Genomic DNA, 21521 nt, shown 5'->3' with positions numbered 1-21521 from the left:
TTGTGTACTTGTGTTAACACTTCATCGTAAGCATTAGGTCCTGTAACGCCTAAAACATTAGGATGTAATTCGATGATTTCGTCTTTCTTAACGCCTAAACAGCCAGTAACCAATACTTTACCGTTAGCAGCAAGTGCTTCACCAATAGTGTCTAAAGACTCTTGAACGGCTGAATCAATAAAACCACAGGTATTTACAATCACTAATTCTGCATCATCGTAGCTATTGGTTACATCGTAACCTTCAGTGCGAAGCTGAGTAAGGATGCGCTCGCTATCAACAAGATTTTTTGGGCAACCCAATGAAACAAATCCGATTTTAGCCGCTTTAGAGGGCTGTTGACTATTCTTTTGCTCTTCAATCATCTTAGACGGAATGTCTAATGTGGTTGTCTGGCTCTCGGCTGAATTACTGCTTTTTTTAGTTGCTTGTGGATCGAATTGTTCTACGGTCATATAGTGTCTCAACTTACTCTTATTGTGTAACTGGTGCTTTTACTAATGAAGAGCAGCGTCATAAATGTTGGTTTAACTGTCTTTATAGCTAACTTTAGTGTGTTTGCTTAGGCAGTTGCTTAATGGGAAGGATTATACAGGAATGTTTTGTTCGATGGTAATGGATTTGATGCTACCTGGCTATAAACTCCGAACAAACTGAATAAGAGAAACTATACTTTTCTCTCTTTCTAAAAGCGCTTCCATCATCTTTAAGTATTTAACAAATATGCAACCTAATTCCATTCTCATTTAACAATATTTACATTTATCGACCTAATCTTCTTGGCCTAATTTTTAACCACACTAATTGGCAACTTTAACCATTTCAGAGTCCGCTCATTTTATGATGGCGTTAAGAAAAAAAGAATGGCTAAATTAATAGCAGTGCTTCCTTGCACTTTATTCGTGTGGTATGTGCGAGTCTAAAAGCTACTTTTCTTTTGTTTTCAAAAAATCTTGATATTTCGCAATATGAGGCTTTTCTATTAATACTTTACTCATAGGATCAATAATCACTAAATCATTGGCGGACACTTTAATCGTTTGTGGTGTATTCATGGTTAATGTCGTGATCTTACCATTAACTGATACTTCCAACGGTAATGGAAAAAATAAATCATGTGGTATTTTCCATTGCAACGTCAGACTATTTTCAGTTCTTTTTTCAATCACTTTAGGTAATTGAGCCTGATAAAAATACACATCAAAAAACCAGCGATAATTTTGACCTGTTAAACGATTGACAATACTAAGAAAGTCATCTGTATCAGCCAGTACTGGCTTGAACAGCCCTGGTTTTGGCTCAGCAACACCATATACAAGCTCAGTTGTTGCACTAAAGAAAGCCTCATCACCAATAAGGTTACGTAATGTATGTAGTACCCAAGGCGCTTTAGCGTATATATCGGCACCTGGCCCACCTTTTTCCTCTTGATAAACCCCTTCTACGGTTTGTAATGTTTTACTCACAATAGGAGCTTTATTTCGTATTTTCAAACGCATGTCGTACATGTGAGCCATATAAGCAACTTCGCCATGGAGATACTGTTCATATAGCGGATGCATATAGGCGCCAAAACCTTCATGTAGCCACATAGCATCGGCATTTTTATTGGTTAGTTGATTAGCAAACCATTCATGGGCGAATTCATGGAAAAGCAACCAATCAAACCCATATTTGTCGGCTTGGTACTTGTTACCATAGGCATTAATGGTTTGATGCTCCATCCCTAAATGTGGGGTTTCTGCTATCCCAATTTTGTCTTGAGCAAAAGGATATGGCCCGATCTTTCTCTCAAAGAATGTTGTTATATCAATAAGCTCTTGTGTCAAACGCTGCGCTTTCATTTTGTTTTCGGGTAAATGGTAAAACTCAACAGGGATACTATTGCCGTACTGGCTATCAAATGTGGTTTTAATGACGTCATAAGGTGCAATATTAATGGCAACACCATAAGTGTTTAGTTGCGATAAACTATGCCAATGATACGTTTTAGTCGTATCATTTTCTGTTACCGAAATTAACTTTCCATTAGCAGCAGCAACCAAATCTTTAGGCACAGTAATATGCATTGTGGTTGTTTTAGGCTCACCAACAGGGTTGTCGATACAAGGCCAAAACAAATCACAACCCTCACCTTGCACAGCCGTAGCTATCCAGTCTTTCCCTGTCGATGTTTTAGACCACACAAAGCCTCCATCCCAAGGGGCTCTTACCGCTTCGCGCGGCGTACCAGAATATTGTACTTCGACGATAAACTGGCCCTTTAGCGGGGTTGTAAGATTTATCACCAGGAGCCCTTCAAGGTTGCTGTATTGTGCTTTGACTATCAACACATCGTTTACCAGCACTTGTTCTATAGTAAAAAAATTATCGAGATTTATGCCTACCTGCCCCATTGCACGCTGACTGTTAAGGGTTAAAACGCCTTTGCCTGAAATAGTTTTTTGTTTAGGAAAAATACGAAAGTATAAATCGGCATGGTCAAGTGTTAAACCCTGCTGAGATATAGGCAAAGGACCGTCACTGGCCATTGTATATTCACTGCGCTCTACTGAATTTGCTTTAACACAAACTGCTAACGCAACAACCCAAAAGCACGCTAATGAAAACTTCATATGCTAAACCTCAAAAAGTAATGTAAATAAAAACCTTAGCTTCAAGTTATCCCTTTAACATTGGTGATAAAAGCTAATTGCGATTAACGACATCTACTACACTATGAATGGCATGGCTAACAATAAAAATCCTAGTGTCCATTAAATAAAAACGTTAATAATCTGACGAGCTTACACAATATAATTACGTTTGGGCATTTCCTACCTAAAAAATCGCCATTTTTTAAGATACTTGTGGATCGTATTGCTCATACGACAGTGCTAAGCCCCACCCTATTTACTTTATCAACAACTAAAGAAGTTATCCCTTTAGTTGTTGATAAAGGCATGGGCAGACAGAATATTGTTAAATACTTAAACGAAACCTATCCTTCGCCTTTGCCTAAGACTAAAAAGAAAGTGTGGAATATATCCCCTTGAGTTAGTTAATTAATGAGATACCAACAACAATCCACAGATTATTAGGCGACAAAGTTAATGATTGTTAATCTCTAATTAGTTATATTAAATCAATACATTAATATTAAGGTATCAAGATATGATCTATCAATTAGGTGAACTTTCTCCTCGTATTTCAAAAAGCTGTTTTATAGCACCAAACGCCACTGTAATAGGAAATGTAGACTTAAGCGAAAATGTCAGTATTTGGTTTAATGTTGTGATCAGAGCCGATTTAGCACAAGTGAAGATAGCGAAAAATTCTAATATTCAAGATGGCTCTATTCTGCATGTTGATAAAGGCTTCCCCATTAATATTGCTGAAAATGTAACTATTGGTCATAAAGTAATGCTTCATGGTTGTACGATAGGTGAAGGGAGCTTAATTGGTATCAATGCGGTGGTATTAAATGGCGCTAAAATTGGTAAAAACTGCTTAATTGGTGCTAATGCATTAGTGACAGAAAACATGGTCATTCCTGATGGGAGTTTAGTCTTAGGCTCACCCGCAAAAGTAATTAAACAACTCGACGAAAAAACCCAAGAGATGATTGCAGCAGGCGCAGCACATTACGTTCAAAGCAATCATCAATATAGGAAAGAATTAAAGCAAATAGGTTAAGCATCATGCTGGTTAACTTAACCGCCTTTGTTGCAAATCAAATGGCCCGCAGTAATTAACACTAAGGTCGTTACTGAGTGCTTTTTTATAAAGAAGAGTTTGAGTTAATAATGAATAATGAGTTTCCGGCCGTTATTTAGCTTTTTTTTGTTTTATCTATTGATTAAAATATGAGAAAGTAACCTAAGGACAACATCAGCGCTAGGAGTTAAAGTGATAAAATGGTTAATAGCATTGATACTGTCACTGATTATCACCTCACCAAGTTTAGCAAACGAGGTAAATGTTGATTCATTAAAAGCAACATTAACAGCACTTCCTCTAGATGATAAAGCACGCTTAGCGCCATTAATTGAGCTGGCAAGCTATTACCTTTATACCGATCCAAAAGAAACAAGCGCTTATGCAACACAAGCCCTAGCCCTTACTAGTATTGAAGATAGTGATTTCAATAAAGCTAAACTATTACGCTTGCTTGGACAATCACAGATGTACCAAGGTTTAAACCTTGAAGCTTTCAAACATCTCACTCAAGCGATAAATAGTGCCAATAAGAGTGAGAACGTGCATTTAATCTCAGTCTCTAATAGAGCAATGGGGGTATTTCACGAGCTCATTATCGATCACAAAAATGCAGTAAAATATTATATAGAAGCATTGAAGTTTGCTAAATTAAGCGATCAAAAAGAAGATTTAGCGATGGTTTATAATAACTTAGGGAATGTACTTAATTCTCAAAATGATTATACTAATGCTGTTAAATATTTTAAAAAGTCAATCGTAATCAACACTGAACTCAATGATATTGCAATGCAGATGAATGCTTCTGTTGGATTAAGTGTCTCCTACTTAAGATCCGGTAACCCCCTTAAAGCACAAGAATTACTTGAAGAAGTGCTAAGAAATAAAGATTACATCAATGACTTTAGCTTTAGTGAAGCATCAGCCAACTTAGCTGATGTTTATAAATATTTAAAAAAATTTACGGCGGCTGAATCTCTTTATAAGTTTGTTATTAACGATGAGAAAGGTAGTATTTATCCACCTGCTGTCGCATCAGCATACTTAGGCCTCGCTGATATTTATATCCAAACAAACCAAATAAAAGCCGCCATCGATTTATATCATAAAGGCATTGTTGAGGTAAAAAATAAAATATCGGTGGAAAGTGAAATGGCGCTTTATGAAAATTTAGCCAAATTAGAATTAAGCCAAGAAAATTTTAAAGCAGCGGCTATTATTCAAACAGAGTACATAAACAGAAGAAATCAAGTTCAACCGTTGACACAAAAGGGTCTATTACAAAAATTGGAGAGTCAACTACTCTTGGAACGAGATTACATAAAACTACAAGATGAATTACTGATCAGCGAACGAGAGTCTCGCCACGCTTCAATGTACCTATTTGCTGTTATTGTTATTTCACTGATTAGTTTAGTGCTATTCCTAGTATTAATGCTAAGAAAACAGGTGATCTCTCGTTTGGAAGCCACAAACAAAACATTAAAAAAAGCTTCTGAAACCGACCATTTAACAAGCATTGGTAACCGTCGTTTTTTAGAGCATCAAATTGATACCTTTAGAGGGCGAGATATACAAATGGCCTTTTTGCTGCTTGATGTTGATTATTTTAAAGATATTAACGACAACTTTGGTCATGATGCTGGTGACGAAGTCTTGGTGGCGATTGCTGATAAAATTAAAAGACTGTGTCGAAAAGATGATTTATTTGCACGTATTGGTGGAGAAGAGTTTGTTATTTTATTAATGAATAGTAATGAAGTGTCTGCCTGCTTATTTGCAGAAAGAGTCAGAAGTAGTATTGAAAAAATGGCCCTCCCCTTTCAGTCTAAAGTCACAGCAAGCATCGGTGTTACGTTTGGTAATATGAACAACGCTAATTACGACGAACTATACAAACAAGCCGACATTGCACTTTACTCAGCTAAAGACAAAGGCCGTAATAAAGTGCTGCTATTTCCTAGTTTAGATCCAACAGTTGCTGATTAACGCAGCTTAGCGTTTATTAACTTATCGAGTGTGTTAGGAAATAAAGGTTACTGGTCACCGGCTTATTTTATGTCGAATGAGTAATAAATATCGGCAGAGCTTTCTAGCCCAGAAACTGTTTCAACCCATAGTCTGTTTAATAAATAAAACCTCACGGTTAATTCATTGATAGGCTTCAGAATACCAACCCCGTATTTAATATAAACCTGCTCACCTAAATAGCCAGCGATGGAGGCTTGCTCATTGTCTCCGTCTATTTCGATTCTATTGATCAAAGGTAATTTTTCTATTTGAGTGAGCACACCAGAAAAGTTTGTTAACGCTGAACCTAAAGCCACACCTATAGCCGTATTACTATCGCTGGTTTCTGCATCTAAACCGCGCCCTCTCACCAGATACGATAAAGTTTCAGATTGTTGCATGGTTGGCTTTGAAAACAGCTTGATATTCAAACTGTTGGCTAATCCAGTTGCATCAATACCGACAATAATGTTTTCTTTTTCAATGCTACGTGTCGCTTGCATTGAGACATAGGGGTTATTCGCTGTGCCATTAAAAGAAATAATACCTTTAGTTAACGACAAATCTTGCCCATAAGCGCGATAGCGACCCTCGGGGATCTTTAAGCTGCCAAAGAGCTGCAAGGGTTGATTTGCCTGCTGACTCACTTGTAATTCGCCGCCTAGACGACCTATAAACCCTTGCCCTTCAACTTTAAATGCATCGGCAATAACCACACGAACATTGGTAAATAATTTAAATGGTTTTTCATTAGCAACTTGTTCGCCTGCATCATTAACCATAATGACATCCTTGCTTAAACTAACACTTCCTTGCGGCAATTTATTAACCAGTAATTTACCTTCGAGCACTTCTATACGGCCCGATATTTTCAGCTCTGATGCTTTGATTTGGGCGTTAAGGTGAGGAGAAACGGTTATGCTAAGATCCGGGGGAACTGATAACTTTAATGATTCCCCATCAAAATCAAAATTACCTTGCAATTCATCTTGCCAGTCAACGTCTCCTTTAAGATTAGCTAAGGCATTATTAATATTTACCCCACCAGAAATAACGGCTTGTTGACCTTTAAATTTTAAAGCCATATTAATATCAGTTAAGGTATTAATATTTCCTAAAATTTTAGCTTTACCTTTAGTTAACGTAATGTCACCTGTTATTATTGGCTTATCTAAATCACCATTCACAGTTAAACGGCTATTTAATAGGCCTTCCAATGAGGTTAACTCTGGCAAAAAAACTTGCAAGGGTGAAAGGTTGAATTCATTAATATTAAGCTGGCTATTTATAGTGCGACTATCGGCAAAGACAATCGTACTGCTAAGGTTGACTATTTCAGCACTGTCTTGAGCAAAAAAAGCAAGTTTACCTGCAACACTGCTATTATCAACTTTTAACGTTAACTCACCCTTTTGCCACTCAAGTAATTGATGTAATTCGCCTTCTTTAGTTGTCTTTATATCGCCATCACTAATAAGTAATTTAGCATTAACGGTTGGCATTTTGTATTGTTGCCAACCCACAGCAACATTCCCCGCTAATGTGCTCTGCACAGTTATATCTTTAGGAATAAAGGGCGTTAAAAGGTCTGTGTCTAATTGAACGGCTAACGTTAACTCGTCTTGAGCTACTTTTAAGGTGGCATCGTCTTTTAGACAGAGCTGAGCGCCGTCACCAAGCCAGCAATGTTTATTAACAGCAAGCGTTTTAAGGCTATTATTATAAAGTATATTAAGTGGCTGACTTGATTTAAAAACATCGTCACCTATCGAAAAAATTACCTGATCAGTTTGTACTCGCCACTGCTCTCCCACAGGTGAATAGTCACTATTAATTAACAAGTCAATCGCTGAATCGCCAAGCCATGCTAGCTTTACTTTTTGTTGATTTAAATCACCACTACTCGACAAATTAACACCATTGATGGTGTGATCGTTCCAATTGATAAGCGCACTGCTAAACGCTACCTGATGTTGATGATTATCCAGCGGTCGATATTTGACCTCGACCTTAATGGCATCACTGGCAAGATTAGCCACTAACAACTTTTTTAATTCACCTTGTAGATTGAGTTCTGGCTGCTCAATTGGACCAGATATTGAAATATTGGCCGCTATTCCACTTTCAATATCCTTTAACCATAAACTGCTATCTCCAACATTAACCGTACCATCGACATGCCAATGGGTATCGCTATGGCCTTTTATGTTAAGCGCTATATCACCATAATTGAGCTTAATATTACTTAGCGCTAATTGACCTTTATGGTTAATATCAACATTACCGTTTGCGTTAAAAGCTATTTTATTAATTTCGCCTTTGACCTTAGAGTCAGCAAGCGTAAACGCCCATTCATTATCTTGCCAAAATCCTTTACTGTAAATATTTCCCTGCAGTCGACCCGATAAACGTTTATCAATATTAGGTAAGCTAATGCCCGAAGAATTCACCTTAACATCCCATAACAATCGATTGCCTAACTGTAACTCTCCGGTTATATCCAAGCGGCTATTTTCTTTGAACTCTTCAAAATATAAGGTCTTTATTTTAAAGGTTTGTTCACTGTAAGTTGCCTGTAGTTCCAATGCGGCATCTTGGTAACCAAAGCCACTAATGTTACTTTTTAAATCAATAACATGTCGGTTAAGGTCGCCTTCGCTGTTTAATAACAGTGTTGATGGAGTAATAACATTAGCGATATCATCAGGTAAAATAAACTGGCTAACATCAGCTTTCAATTTATAAGGTAAGTTTGCGTTAGTAACATCCACTGACATTTTAGCGGTTAGTGTTAATTCACCCACGTTGCTAATCGTTGTTACTAAATCAGCTAAATCACCTTTTAATGAAACCTTTTGTTCAGAATGACTGAGTTGTGGTAATAACTCAAAGTTATCAATGGAACTACTCAAGGCTAAATCAACAAGATAAGGGGGTACAAAGTCAACTTTTCCTTTTAATGAAAACTCTCCTACTGCCGCTACTTTTGATGACAATTCTTCAATAGATAATTGCGTTTTGAACCATGATAAACGTGCCACATTATTCGTGGTATTAATTAGCGTTTTCTCACTGCCCGTATTGTCTAATTCATTAACGATTAGCGTTTTTACCACCAACGACTTTAGCGCTAACTTAACTGGTAAATACATCTTAGGCAGTGATGCCAGTGGCCAAGGGGGAACGGGTTGCGGGGTTGATGAGGTCTTCGCCGCAGATAAATTAATATGTGCTTTAAGCAACCGAGCATTATCTATATTAATAGCGATATTACTCACAACATTCTTATTGACCGATAAAGCACTAGAAAACTCGGTTAAGTTTATCGCTAGCCCCTGAGTTGTTATTTGGGCGCGAGCTAAAGAAAACTTCTTTAATTTAACGCTAAAGGGTAAGGTGAAATTGGTTGAGTTAATCGTTTGTTCGACAAGTTGCTCAGATGATTCCGCTGGCTTTGCTTCTTTTATGTTGACTTGTAGTGCACCTATACTGAGTTCATCAATACAAATCTGGTTTTTCCATAGGCAGCGCAAATGCAATTTTAAACGAATGTTACTGGCATTAATTAGCGCATTATCGTTTTCAATTTTTAGTTTACGTAACGCTAAGTCATCTAAAAGGGCACCACTTTTGTATTCAACTTGCAGCGAGGAAACCTTACCGACAAAATAAAGTGATAACTGAGCTCCCCAAGGCGTTGAAAGTAGTATGGCAAAGAAACACAGTAAGCCGGTTAACACGCCGATAAGTGTGAAGCTGGCACGTTTATAAGTCATAGTTCAGCACCAATACTAAAATGAAGACGCCATAAAGGGTTTTCTTCGCTTAATGAATACCCTAAAGCAAACCTGATCGGCCCAATGGGAGAAATATAATGAAGACCGGGACCAATAGAGTATACCGGTTCAAGTTTGTCATTATCATTAACACTTCCAGCATCAATAAACAGTGCGCCGCGCCATGTATTTGAAAAGTAGTACTGGTACTCCAAACTAGCAACGACCATATTAGTGCCACCAATAACGATTTCCTTCCCTTGGTTAATACCTTCTGAAAGAGTCACTTTAGGGCCAATTGATTGATAGTCGAATCCTCGAATACTTTGGTCACCACCAGCATAAAACCGCAATGAAGGAGACAGTTCCTCTTCAAAGTCTTTGTCGACAATAACATAGCCAAGCTCTACTCGTGCGACAATACGGTGCTTAGGAGCAAACAGAGAAATATATTTCCAACGCGCATTAAAACGTAAAAATGAGGTTTCTGAAGATAAACCTTCATAGCTTCCTTCTAAATTATAGTATTGTCTAAATCCCTTAGTTGGATCGAGTAAAGGGCCATCACGATCAATATCAGACCAAGTAAACCCGGGAATAAAATAACTGGCATCATCGTAAACATTATCAGTCTCCCACTCTTCATCTAAGTGTCTTAAATAAGGTTGGCGTAAAATATCATCTTTTAGATAAACGCGTCCTACTTGAAAAGAAAAAAATCGACTGGTTAAGTCTCCATAGTCATTTTTTTCTAGTTCAGTTTGTAATTGCAACACATCATTGTTGGGGTGTGACAAAGGAATACTGTAAATAAAATGCCCGGTCGGATTAATGGTTGAATAGGACAACCTTGTTTCTTGACGATGCCCATAACGGTTGACTAGCGGTGTTTTCCAGCCGAAAGAAAACCTTTCTTTGGTGTCAGTCGCGTAGCCTAGTCCTAAATTAAATTGATGGCGTTTCGCTTTTTCCAGCGAAACATCAATTGGCAAGATGTTATTCGCGCTATTCTCAGTTTCAGGGCGAACAACAACATTGCTAAAGTATTGAGTTTCATCCAGTTCATTTTGTAAGTTTTGCAGTGAGGTTTGTTGATAAAAATCACCTGGCTTAAAAGAAATCAAAGGTTTCAAAATATCTGTATTTATATCAAAATCATTAAACTCTATTTCACCAAAACGATAACGAGGTCCACTGTCAAAGTGAACAATAATCTCTGCGGTATCCAAATTTTTGTTTATAGCGATATTAGTTTTAATGAACTTACTATCAAAGTAACCTCGCTCTAAACCTAAGGAAACCAAGTCCGTTTTAAATTGCTCATAAATGCCATGATGCAATATATCTCCGCTGGCAATAGGCACCTTTCTGATAATGTCTGAAAAAGCACTATCCCCTAAAGCGTCGCCACTTAGGTTAATACGTACGTGTTTTATTCTTGTTGGCTGATTGAGTATCACGACAAGACCAAGCGTCCAGATATTTTTATCTAAATTCTTGTCAATTGAACTTGTTACCTCAGCACGGTAATAACCCAGTGCCTTGAGCGCATTTAAGGTTTGTTTTTTTGCTGTAAAAACAAATGCTGTTCGTTCGGTGTCATTCTCTGGCAAATTGCCTAGATAAGCATAAATATTTTGTTTTGCTGCACTGGATAAGTTATCTGAAAGTTGAACGATAAGTGTGTTCGATGTTGCAAATGGTGAGATTAAAAAAAACAAGATGAACAAAAAAAAACGACTATACATTATGCTAGATTATCCGTGAAATTTGCAGTAATTAAATAAAAGCATAGCATAACAGTTTATGTGGTTTTGCTGATAGAAAAGTTTTAAGGTAGAAATAACTATCTATACTTTCAACCTTACGATAAATTTACACAATATTGACTTCTTCAGCAAAGTCGCCAGACTGTTTTAACAAAATTCGGTCAATCCCACCCGGGAACTAACATCCAAAATGAGGGAATAAAATGATAACTGAGCAATTAATTTGGTTTATAGATGGACGTTATTTTTATAAAAGCATTACTTTAGATAAAGTTATTCACCTCGCCAATACTCATAAAATGCGCGTTAAAATAATCATCGATGCTAAAGTAAAATCTACCCAACGGTGGTATTGGCATGCCATGGTTGGCGACTCACCAACGGCTAATGAAGATTTAGTGGTGATTAACAAGAAAAAACAATCCTTGCTTAAAGCATTAGAAATGAGTGCAATTAAAGCTGAAATTATCGTTTCAGAGTCTGCAGATCACATAAAAACAATCAATACTGAATTAGCAAAAACAAATAATGGCCTGCTAATTTTAGAAGACACACCACCTAAACAAAGACATCCCATATTTCAAACTCTCACTGAAATAAACGCACCCGTATTATTATTAACTGACAAGGTATGGAAAGAAAACATCAATGCCATTGGCGCTGTTGACCCATTACACGAAAATGATCGGCCAGCAAAAATTGATGAACATATTGTTCAGCATTTAAAAAGCTGGGAAGATTCGCTTTCAGTAAAATGGAAACTTATCCACTGTTGTTACATTTCATCAGTTTTATACCAATACAAAAACAAAGTATTATCGATGCACCAAGACGGTTTAAAAGAGTTCGCTGATCAGTTCCGCATTAAGAGGGATCAATATAAATTACTTGAAGGTTTACCTGAAGAGGCCTTAAAGTCATATATTAACAAAAACCATATCGATATTTTATTTATCGGTCTAGTTAATAGAAACATGCTGGATAAGTTTTGGGTGGGAAGTACTACCTCAAATTTTTTATATGAGCCACCATGTGATTTATTGCTTATTAAACAGTAAAATAAATAATGAGCATTAACCAGCAAGGTTAATGCTCAACATTGATTCAGTCACTACTCTTCTTTGGATACAACATCTGCCGTACTTCTCGGGCTCTCATCCATAGCAACTTTAAAAGGTTTACTTGCACTCCCGGCATAAAGGCTGATATGCGGGAATGGGATCTCAATGCCCTGCTCATCAAATGTTTTCTTAATGTTCTGATACATTTCATTTTTAAGCGCAAGAAAATTTTCTCTTCTTGACCACACTGAAAATTGAATATCAACTGACGATGAACCAAACCCGGTCAAAATAAACAAAGGTGCTGGCTCTTCCAAACAAATAACATTTTTTTCGGCAATTTTTAATAATAAATCACGCACTTTTTCAATATCTTCTTTATAAGCAATACCTAGTTTTAAGTCTGCTCTTCTAATGGGATACTTTGTCATGGTGGTGACCGCACTTTTTATCATGCTTTCATTGGGTATTCGAACAAATAAATTATCAAAGGTTCTTAATTTAACAGACAATAAATCAATTGAAATAACTTCCCCTAAGATGTCATTGACTTTAATCACATCACCGATTGAGAAAGGCCTTTCTATCATCAAAAATATGCCACTGATTAAATTTGATGCTGAAGTTTGTGAAGCAAAGCCAATCGCGACAGTAAAAATTCCCGCTGCGCCAAGTAATATCGTTAAGTCGATACCAATATGCTTTAAAGCCGACAAGACAAATAAGCCCAGTAAGGTATAAAACACCGTTCTTTTTAACAAAAACACTCCGTGTGTCGTCATTTTCTTGCTAACAATTCTTTCCATCGCGCTACTGAGCGCTTTAGCAATAAAGTAACCGACCACAAATAAAATAAGTGCCTGTGTTAAGGTGTATAAATGAGATGCTTTGAGCATATTAAAAAACTCATTAATGACTTCCATATAATATTTACCTAACTAAAGTTTACCCAAATAAGTTACTGATTCTGCGAATTATTTTACCGTGCTCAGAGGTTTCTCGCGGACTACTTATCGCGGTAAGGGGTTGAAATTCAACTGAAACACTTCTTTCTATAATTAATTCAATATCGGCTGATTCATTATTTCTTTCAATGGTTATGCCAGATGTCCACAGTTGGTTTTTATCATCACTATATAAATGTAAGTAATTAACAGGAACATTAATCCTGTTGATGATAAGTTCTTTGTTATGGCTATTAATCACCGTAATTGACGTTGTTGCTCGGTGGGGATGTAAATCAAGCTCTTCAAGTTTAGTTTTTGCAGAGGTATATTTTGCATAGCACAATTGTCCGTCGATGGTTGAGCTACCAAACCATGAATCTGACGGACGCCAAAAGGGTAAATCAACTAAGCATTTAGCACTTGGAAATGTTTCAGCATAAAACCAAATAGGTGTACTAATAAACAGCTGAACTTTTTCACCCGCTAAAATTGTTAGCGGTGATGAAGGACGTGCAATAACCGAACGATCGGCTAATTTTGGAAATACTTTTATTTTATCAGAGCTGGCTTTCTCTAAAAAACGACCGATATCAGCATCGCTTTCTAGTGCAAAGTTTTCGCCAGCAGAAACCACAATGTCTTGGTCTTCTTCTTGATTTTCAATATTCCAAATATTCCATTCAGTTGCCTTGCGCTTTATGAGTATCGCGCGTTGACCAACGCTCCAACATTTTTTTTCATGACTGTCATCAAAGGTAAACTCGCCCCACCAGATGTTGTTACTCATAGTTTACTCATTAAAAATTCACTTGAAATAATAAATCGCCAAATCCCCAGATAAAAGTGCCTGTTATCAACAATGAAACTTCTAAAATACCGAGCTGGTATCTAACATTATCTTTAACAACATCAATTTTATCGTCAAAATCATCTTCAATCGTTGCAATTTCTTTGTCGATGTACTCTGTTGGCACATTGATTTTTCTGAGTTTCATTTTGGCTCGTGACAATACCAAGCGATGTTGAATATTGAGTTTACTGATAAGAACACGTTCAGCAATAATGGCGCCAATACTTGACCAAACACCAATGATAACAATTAAACAACCACTTCTAGAAAGCCACTCTAGTCCTAAAAACTGAGTTTTTGACAAATAATAGCCCATACTAATCAGTGTTATAGAAAGTAACCAAGCCATTATCGGTTGTCTTTTTCTGATGTTAATGACTTTTGCTTCATAAAGTGTTTTTGAATCGCTCAATATCTGTCTTCTTTTTTTAATTAAATTAGTGGTTATTACAACCAGCGTTTTTTCTTAAACCAAACAATAAGACCAACAGAGATAACCGACATCACCCCAAGTAAAGTAAAGTAACCGTGTTCAAATTTAAGCTCGGGTATGTATTCAAAATTCATCCCATATATTCCTGCGAGGAAAGTCAAAGGTACGAACAAAGCGGTGATAACCGTTAACACTCTCATTGTTGCGTTTAGCTGATGTGAAGTAACCGACATATAACCGTTAATTAAATCTCCACAAATATCATAATACATTTGAGAGAGGCTCAATAATCGATCAAGTCGCTCTCTTAAGTCATTTACTGCATGTATTTCTTGTTCCGTAATCAGTGATGTTTCATCATCTTCAAGGTAACTGTTTAGGGTATTTCCAACAGTTACATGGTAATTAAAAGTTCTTCTAATTTTAACCAACCTCGAACGATGTGAAGTGATTTCTCGCATCATTTTATCGTTACCACTGATTTGAAATTGATCTTCAATTTTTTCTAAGTTTTGTTCAAAGTCAAATAATTGCTGTAGGTAATTACCACAACTACTGTGAAATATTTTCAATGCTAAGTGTACTGGGCTTCTCGCTAAATACTTTTCACTGCTGGCCGTAAATAAGGCATTTATCGCTATCGAGCTTTCAGGATGACCGGTAATTAACACCCGTTGACCGATAAACATACTGATTTGTACATGTTCAAAGGTTAAATTATTTTCTTTGGCAACAAAGCCACGGTAAAGCAGAAAGATGAAATCATTGAACAGCTCAACTTTCGGAGGGTGTCTTTCTCTTTGAGCATCTAAAATAGCCAAAGGGTGACAGCCAAATTGAGTGAATATTTCTTTTTCTTGAGATTTTTCGACTTTATCAAGATCAATCCATAGCACGGTACTTTCATCTTGTTGCCATTCACTGACTAATTCTTCGCCACCAATTTTAACAGGCGCAGAGGGTGAAATTAACATACATTTAATCATGATAAATCCTTAGGTATAATTACAAAATAATGCGGGTGTCAGCATTACAAATAATAACTGATAGTAAACGTTATAAACTTTCCCATTATAAGCAATATTTTAGAGTAAAGGTCAAATAATTAGTTGTTATCTCAGCAAGTAAAGTTAATAATTCACCCAATTAAAGCTATTAACATTCCTATTAGGATTATTACATGTCAACTGACATTATTACTTGGTGTGCAATCGCCTTTTGTATCACTCAATCAGCCATTTTCTCAGGATTAAATCTCGCATTTTTTTCTATAAGTCGCCTGCATTTAGAAGTTGAAGCTAAAAAGGGTAATAAAGCAGCACAAACTATTTTACGTCTGAGAGACGACTCAAATTTTTTATTAACAACAATATTATGGGGTAATGTTGGAATTAATGTGTTGTTAACAATGCTCTCTGATTCAGTGCTTACTGGCATCAGTGCTTTTCTGTTTTCAACTATTGCCATTACGATTATTGGTGAAATTACCCCGCAAGCTTATTTCTCAAGAAATGCCTTAAAAATGGGCAGCATGCTCGCCCCTATTATTCGTTTTTATCAGTTCCTTTTTTACCCCGTAGCCAAACCAACTGCACTTATTTTAGATGCTTGGCTCGGCAAAGAAGGGATTACTTACCTTGAAGAAAGTGAACTTAGAAGTATTATTCGCCAGCACATTTCCGCAGAAGAAGCCGATCTTAATCATGTTGAAGGTATCGGTGCGTTAAACTTTTTTGCTTTAGATGAGATACAGGTCACTGAAGAAGGTGAGATAATTGATCCTAAATCAATTATTGCCCTACCAACAAAGTTAGACTTACCTATTATTCCGGTAACGACACAAGGTCCAGATGACCCATTTTTAATGCTGGTGAATGAAACTAACCATAGTTGGGTAATACTGACCAATGAAGCTGGCTACCCATTACTAGTGCTTGATGCAGACGGTTATTCACGAGCTGCGTTATATCAACCAGGCGATTTTGACCCTTACAATTATTGTCATCGTCCTGTTGTGATAACGGATGAAACGACACCATTAAATGAAGCTATACTGAAAATGAAAGTGAATACATCTACTGACAAAAACTTTGATGGTGTGATAGAACACGATGTATTGCTTATTTGGGGAGAAACCAAACGTATTATTACTGGCGCAGACATTTTTGGTTTGCTACTTAAAGGCATGCTTCCTAATATAAAATAAACAGGTTAAATATTTATAATGGAATGGTTAGACAAAATATTCAATTTAAACAGTTTTACCGAGTTATTGTTTGAATATAAATTTATTGTTACTTTTTTACTGTTGATGACTTCATTTTTGATTAAAAATTTAATCATAAAAGTTATAAAACTAAAATCGAAACAAACCAAAAGATTAAAAATTAATATGGTGAATAATATTTTCACCATATTGATCATTATTTTACTTTTTAATCTATGGTCCGAAGAAATCCAAAAGTTTGCCTTTTCTATTGCCGCTTTTGTTGTGGCAATTGTATTAGCGACTCGCGAGTTTATTCAGTGTTTTATTGGCTTTATCTATATATTATCGAGTCGACCCTTTCGTATTGGTGACTGGATACAAGTAGGTAACTATGTTGGTGAGGTGCATTCTACCGATTGGGCTAAACTTACTTTACTAGAGGTCAATAAAGATGATTATGAATATACCGGCAAAACGTTATATTTGCCTAATAGTCAGTTAATTACTTCGGTAATTAAAAACCTTAATTTCCTCAAGCGTTATGCGGTACATCATTTCACTATAGTACGTGATGACAGTGCTAATCCCTTTGACTTTATCGATACCTTGTATGAGAAAGCAGACTTATATTGTCATGACTTTAAAGATGTGGCAGTTCGTTATAATCATCTTATTGAAAACCGCTTAGATATAAAGATTGCAGGTCCAAAACCGCACATTCAAGTAGCCACCTCTGAGCTGGGTGACACTCAGGTGTTTTTTACTATTTTTTGCCCCACTGAAAGTGCGATGGAAATAGAACAGAAATTAACGTCCGACTTTATGAAACTATGGTTTGAGAATAAAGCTTTAAAAAGTATTAATAAATAAAAGAGCGACAGACATCGTCTTGTAATGGGTCTTAATCTTTGTAGCTACACAATAAGCACAACAGCTGAGTTGTGCTTTATTTATAAGCCCCACAACAAACATCCCCCTAGTTCAACGTTACAAAAAAGCCTCATTATTAATGAGGCTTTTTGCTTACCAATGCATCTTTCATCTTTCATCTTTAGTGTATTAACGAAGATTAGCGCAGCCTAAAACAAAAGACTGCTTTGTTTATCTTACAGATATAACCAATTTAACAGTAAGGATAGCGTTACCCACATTAAAATAATCAAAGGAATACCAACACGCATAAAATCAGAAAAACGATAACCACCGGCGTTCATTACCAAAAGGTTAGTTTTGTAAGCCATAGGGGTTGCATAACTTAAGTTAGCACCAAAGAGTACCGCCAATATAAAAGGTTCTGCTGGTAGGTTGAGTTGGCTAGCAACAGAAATAGCAATAGGTGTACCAATAACAGCAGCAGCATTGTTAGAAACAATATTAGTTAATATCGCGAGTAACAGCATTAGGGCCGATAAGACACCTCCTGGTGGTAAACCAAATGATAATGCGACAAACACTTGCGCTATGTACTCAGCGCCACCGGTAGTCATCATTGCAGAGCCTAACGCTAAAGACGCGGCAACAATTAAAATAACTTGCGTACTAAGCGCTGATGAAGCTTCTTGCCAATTTAAACATTTTGTTAATAACAAGACGAGTACACCACAAACCGCACTAATTTCTATAGGTAAAATACCCAAGGCTGACGATACAACTACGGCTAACAAGGTACCTAAGGCAATGGGTGCTTTACTTGTTTGAGGTAATGACTCCGCGCCATCAATAATGAGTAGTCCTTGTTTAGCTTTTAATAAATCAATTTGCTCTTGCTCTCCTTGTACCAGTAAGACATCGCCAATTTTCAGGCGGGTATTGCCGATACTGCTGCGACCAATTTCCATCGCTTTACCTGCTCGATGCAAAGCGATCACTGATATGCTGTGTTTTTGTATAAAATTGACTTGTTGTAAAGTGTGCCCTTCAACTCCCGAGCCAGCAATAATAACAATCTCTGCCAACGTTTGTTTCTCGGCTTTTAGAGGGTGTTCGTCATCAACTTTATGCAGTCCTGAGAATAAAGTGGCTCCTAATACTGACTCATATTCTTTTAAACGGTCTGGATAGTCATGAACTTTTAGGCGGTCACCAACGATAAGCACGGTATCGGGCAAAGGCATTATATTCCGATAGTTGGCGCCACGCTGAATACTCTCAATTTTTAGCTGGCCATCAGTCAAAGCAATTATCTCGGTAATTGTTTTCTCGTTAGCCACACTTTCTTCATTTATATTAAGATAAGCGCTAAACAGACGTGGCGAAGTATCAGGCATTGATGGTGTTCTGCTTGGGAGAAGTTTAGGCGCAATTAGCCATAAGTAGAGTACGGCAACAACAGAAGCAATGAGTGCTGGTTGTATAAAATCAAAGAGCCCAAACTCAACCGCCCCCATATTTTTTGCAATACTAACCACTAATAAATTGGTCGATGTACCTATAGTTGTCGCCATTCCCCCAACTAAGGTTGCTAATCCCATCGGCAGTAGCATTGGCGAAGAATCTGTTTTAGTACGCAGTGATACACTGATCAAGATAGGCAGTAACAGCACCACAACTGGGGTGTTATTAATAAAAGCACTTAAACCTCCAGCTAAAACGAGTGTTAGCAACAAAGATAATGTTGGGCTTATTTTCCATAATTTAGCCAAGTATCGACCAATGGGCTCCAATGCTCCTGTACGCACAATACCGTGACCAATGATCATTAACGAACACACTGTCACTAAGGCTTCATGACCAAAGCCAAAAAATAATGAGCTAGGTTCGAAATGTGTGCCATCTATATAAAAAGGGAAGAATGCAAACGCCAAACACAATATAGCGATAACAGCCAAAGAGGAGGTTTCTAAAGGGATATCATCTCGACGAAAGAGGTATAAGGCAAATACGGTAATGAGTAATACCGCTAATGCATGATTATTAGGTAAGTCAGGAATATTCAAAAGTAGTACCAAGTTAATTTAATTATTTAGCGGCTACAACCACTGCTTATAAAGCTTATTCTAAATGAATGCGCCAAATTATTACAAGTCAATGAAGCCTATTCTAATTATTTTTAATAACTATAATACGTGTTTTCAATTAAGTACATAGTCACTAATCAATAGATATTTTTATAACGAGCTCGTTAAAGCTTGAGCTATATTAGTTAAAAAGAGTGGCAACAATAATTCAGCAGCCGCTCTCAATATGCACTTTAGAAAGTAAGGTCTTGGCAGACAGGGAGCAATAAGGAACTTTTAGTGACAACAAAGTAGCGGTAATATGTTCTGCATATCTTTAGGTTATTTGACGGCAGATAACGCGCTACTTTTAACGTTGATTGTCGGACAGCGATTCATCTTTTGTGGTGTTTACCGCAGACAAGGAATCGCTTTTTATATAAAAAACGTATAGATAAGGCTTAACCTAGCTCACTTTCTATTTTTGATCCTAAAAAAACTTTTGATGGATCAACAAGAAAACGTTTGCCTAAAGCTTCTCTTCCTAACAGCATTAAATAACTCATATCAGAGCGATCGGTTAAGGTTATTTCAATTGACCACTTTTCTTCGCCAAGTACGATTAATGTTTCAATAACGTAACGTTGCTCTACGGTGCCATTAGAAGACTTTATTTTCCTGATATCACTAATTGGCGCACTACATTTAACAATAGTATCAACATTATGCGCATCAGGATGAATATCAAAAATCACCGAAGGCTTGCCATTTTTAATAACTTTTGTAATATTATCGACGTGTAACGACGACGTTTTTGCTCCGGTATCAACTCGAACTTGTAAATCGTCAATAGCTAAGTCTGGCAAAGCTATTGACTCTAAACGCCCAATAACAACTTTATTTGCTTTTTTCATACGGTTTCCTAACTGTCGTCATTTTCAGGTAAAAGCTGCTCTTGTACGTTTTCAATGTGTTCAGCGATTTCTTCATCGTCTTCACTGAAATAAGCGACATGAAACATAGCTTCTCCATCTTGTACTAGCGGTATATTTTGCTTACCGATTAAAATGCCTGAGCGTGTTGCTTTAACCGAATCAAATATTGCACCATATGGGCTACCAATTTCGGCTAACACTTGACCTTTAGTGATCTGATCGCCCAAATTTACAATATTATGAACAATACCACTAGCGTTAGCGCGCACCCATTGACTACCATTAGCAATAAAAGGCACAAGTTTTTTCTTCTTAGAGCGGACAACTTTTCTGGTCATACCTAAATATTGTAAAACATTTAAGATACCTTTCATGCCCGCTCGAATTGAAAACTCATCAAAACGCAGCGCTTCACCCGCTTCATATAAGAGTATTTTCGTTTCGTTTTTAACGGCTGATTCTCTTAACGATCCGTCAACTAAAGTAGAATTTAACACAACCGGTACGCCAAACACTTCCGCCAAGGCTTTGGTATCGGGATCAGACATATCCGCCCTAATTTGTGGCAGGTTTGAGCGATGAATTGCCCCGGTATGTAAATCGATACCGTAATCACAATGTTTAACGATTTCATTGAGAAATATATGCGCGACACGCCCTGCTAAAGAGCCTTTCGCAGAGCCGGGAAAACAGCGATTTAGATCACGACGGTCAGGCATATAACGACTTTGATTAACCACGCCATAAACGTTAACCATAGGAACAGCAATAACTGTGCCTCGCGTTATTTTAAGTTTCTTTTCGTGGATCAAGCGTCGAATAATTTCAATACCATTTAATTCGTCGCCATGTACCGCCGCACTCAAAAAAATAGTGGGCCCCGGTTTTTTAGCGCGAAT

Annotated in this window: 16 protein-coding genes and 1 pseudogene; 6 read left to right on the top strand and 11 right to left on the bottom strand. The window is 37.0% G+C overall.

The genetic code is table 11. The features are described 5' to 3' along the window. Positions 1 to 455 (bottom strand): annotated as a pseudogene (rimO, locus tag H4J56_RS18510) (30S ribosomal protein S12 methylthiotransferase RimO); the annotation flags it as partial. A 471-nt stretch (positions 456 to 926) separates the two neighbouring features. Beyond that, positions 927 to 2615, bottom strand: coding sequence for a M1 family metallopeptidase (locus tag H4J56_RS18505; protein ID WP_182259751.1), 1689 nt, complete (start codon positions 2613 to 2615; stop codon positions 927 to 929). 234 nt (positions 2616 to 2849) lie between these two features. On the opposite strand from H4J56_RS18505, the gene H4J56_RS18500 reads away from it, so the two are divergent. The 3 genes from H4J56_RS18500 (at position 2850) to H4J56_RS18490 (ending at position 5685) form a co-directional block, all read left to right on the top strand. After that, positions 2850 to 3035, top strand: coding sequence for a hypothetical protein (locus H4J56_RS18500; protein ID WP_182216547.1), 186 nt, complete (start codon positions 2850 to 2852; stop codon positions 3033 to 3035). 118 nt (positions 3036 to 3153) lie between these two features. Next, complete coding sequence (locus H4J56_RS18495; RefSeq protein ID WP_182216545.1) at positions 3154 to 3675, top strand: gamma carbonic anhydrase family protein; 522 nt, start codon at positions 3154 to 3156, stop codon at positions 3673 to 3675. Between the two features lie 213 nt (positions 3676 to 3888). Next, positions 3889 to 5685, top strand: coding sequence for a diguanylate cyclase domain-containing protein (locus H4J56_RS18490; protein ID WP_182216543.1), 1797 nt, complete (start codon positions 3889 to 3891; stop codon positions 5683 to 5685). A 62-nt stretch (positions 5686 to 5747) separates the two neighbouring features. Here H4J56_RS18490 and H4J56_RS18485 read toward each other — a convergent pair whose 3' ends face one another. Both H4J56_RS18485 and H4J56_RS18480 read right to left on the bottom strand, forming a co-directional pair. Continuing rightward, positions 5748 to 9482, bottom strand: coding sequence for a translocation/assembly module TamB domain-containing protein (locus tag H4J56_RS18485; RefSeq protein WP_182259750.1), 3735 nt, complete (start codon positions 9480 to 9482; stop codon positions 5748 to 5750). Then, positions 9479 to 11230: an autotransporter assembly complex family protein gene (locus tag H4J56_RS18480; RefSeq protein ID WP_182259749.1), complete on the bottom strand. Its 1752-nt coding sequence runs from the start codon at positions 11228 to 11230 to the stop codon at positions 9479 to 9481. Before H4J56_RS18480 ends, H4J56_RS18485 begins: the two co-directional genes overlap by 4 nt. Before the next feature lie 224 nt (positions 11231 to 11454). Here H4J56_RS18480 and H4J56_RS18475 point away from each other — a divergent pair, with 224 nt between their 5' ends. Continuing rightward, entirely contained in the window at positions 11455 to 12309 is an 855-nt protein-coding gene (locus H4J56_RS18475) for a universal stress protein (RefSeq protein ID WP_182259748.1), read from the top strand. Between the two features lie 53 nt (positions 12310 to 12362). Here the strand turns inward: H4J56_RS18475 and H4J56_RS18470 are convergent, their stop codons facing one another. The 4 genes from H4J56_RS18470 to H4J56_RS18455 are packed head-to-tail and all read right to left on the bottom strand — an operon-like array spanning position 12363 to position 15528. Further along, on the bottom strand, positions 12363 to 13235 hold the full coding sequence (locus H4J56_RS18470; RefSeq protein ID WP_182259747.1) for a mechanosensitive ion channel family protein: 873 nt from the start codon (positions 13233 to 13235) through the stop codon (positions 12363 to 12365). A 22-nt stretch (positions 13236 to 13257) separates the two neighbouring features. Further along, entirely contained in the window at positions 13258 to 14046 is a 789-nt protein-coding gene (locus tag H4J56_RS18465) for a hypothetical protein (RefSeq protein ID WP_182230670.1), read from the bottom strand. A 10-nt stretch (positions 14047 to 14056) separates the two neighbouring features. After that, complete coding sequence (locus tag H4J56_RS18460; protein WP_182230671.1) at positions 14057 to 14521, bottom strand: hypothetical protein; 465 nt, start codon at positions 14519 to 14521, stop codon at positions 14057 to 14059. Between the two features lie 35 nt (positions 14522 to 14556). Then, complete coding sequence (locus H4J56_RS18455) at positions 14557 to 15528, bottom strand: magnesium transporter CorA family protein (protein ID WP_182216533.1); 972 nt, start codon at positions 15526 to 15528, stop codon at positions 14557 to 14559. Between the two features lie 194 nt (positions 15529 to 15722). Between H4J56_RS18455 and H4J56_RS18450 the strand changes: the two genes are divergently transcribed. Next, positions 15723 to 16748 carry a DUF21 domain-containing protein gene (locus H4J56_RS18450; protein ID WP_182216531.1) on the top strand — a complete coding sequence of 342 codons (1026 nt, stop codon included), beginning with the start codon at positions 15723 to 15725 and terminating at the stop codon, positions 16746 to 16748. Positions 16749 to 16934: 186 nt separating this feature from the next. Further along, positions 16935 to 17621 (top strand): mechanosensitive ion channel family protein, encoded by a 687-nt coding sequence (locus tag H4J56_RS18445; RefSeq protein WP_404842429.1) that lies wholly within the window; start codon positions 16935 to 16937, stop codon positions 17619 to 17621. 236 nt (positions 17622 to 17857) lie between these two features. Here H4J56_RS18445 and H4J56_RS18440 read toward each other — a convergent pair whose 3' ends face one another. The 3 genes from H4J56_RS18440 to H4J56_RS18430 form a co-directional block, all read right to left on the bottom strand. Further along, positions 17858 to 19687 carry an SLC13 family permease gene (locus H4J56_RS18440; RefSeq protein ID WP_182216528.1) on the bottom strand — a complete coding sequence of 610 codons (1830 nt, stop codon included), beginning with the start codon at positions 19685 to 19687 and terminating at the stop codon, positions 17858 to 17860. A 461-nt stretch (positions 19688 to 20148) separates the two neighbouring features. Then, positions 20149 to 20601, bottom strand: coding sequence for a RimK/LysX family protein (locus H4J56_RS18435; RefSeq protein ID WP_182222952.1), 453 nt, complete (start codon positions 20599 to 20601; stop codon positions 20149 to 20151). An 8-nt stretch (positions 20602 to 20609) separates the two neighbouring features. Beyond that, positions 20610 to 21521, bottom strand: a 912-nt coding sequence (locus H4J56_RS18430) for a succinylglutamate desuccinylase/aspartoacylase family protein (RefSeq protein ID WP_182216525.1), incomplete at its 5' end; no start/stop codon positions are given.

This window comes from Colwellia sp. BRX8-4, from assembly GCF_014077345.1.
Classification (GTDB): Bacteria; Pseudomonadota; Gammaproteobacteria; order Enterobacterales; family Alteromonadaceae; genus Colwellia_A.
This window is presented reverse-complemented; position numbering and strand designations above follow the sequence as displayed.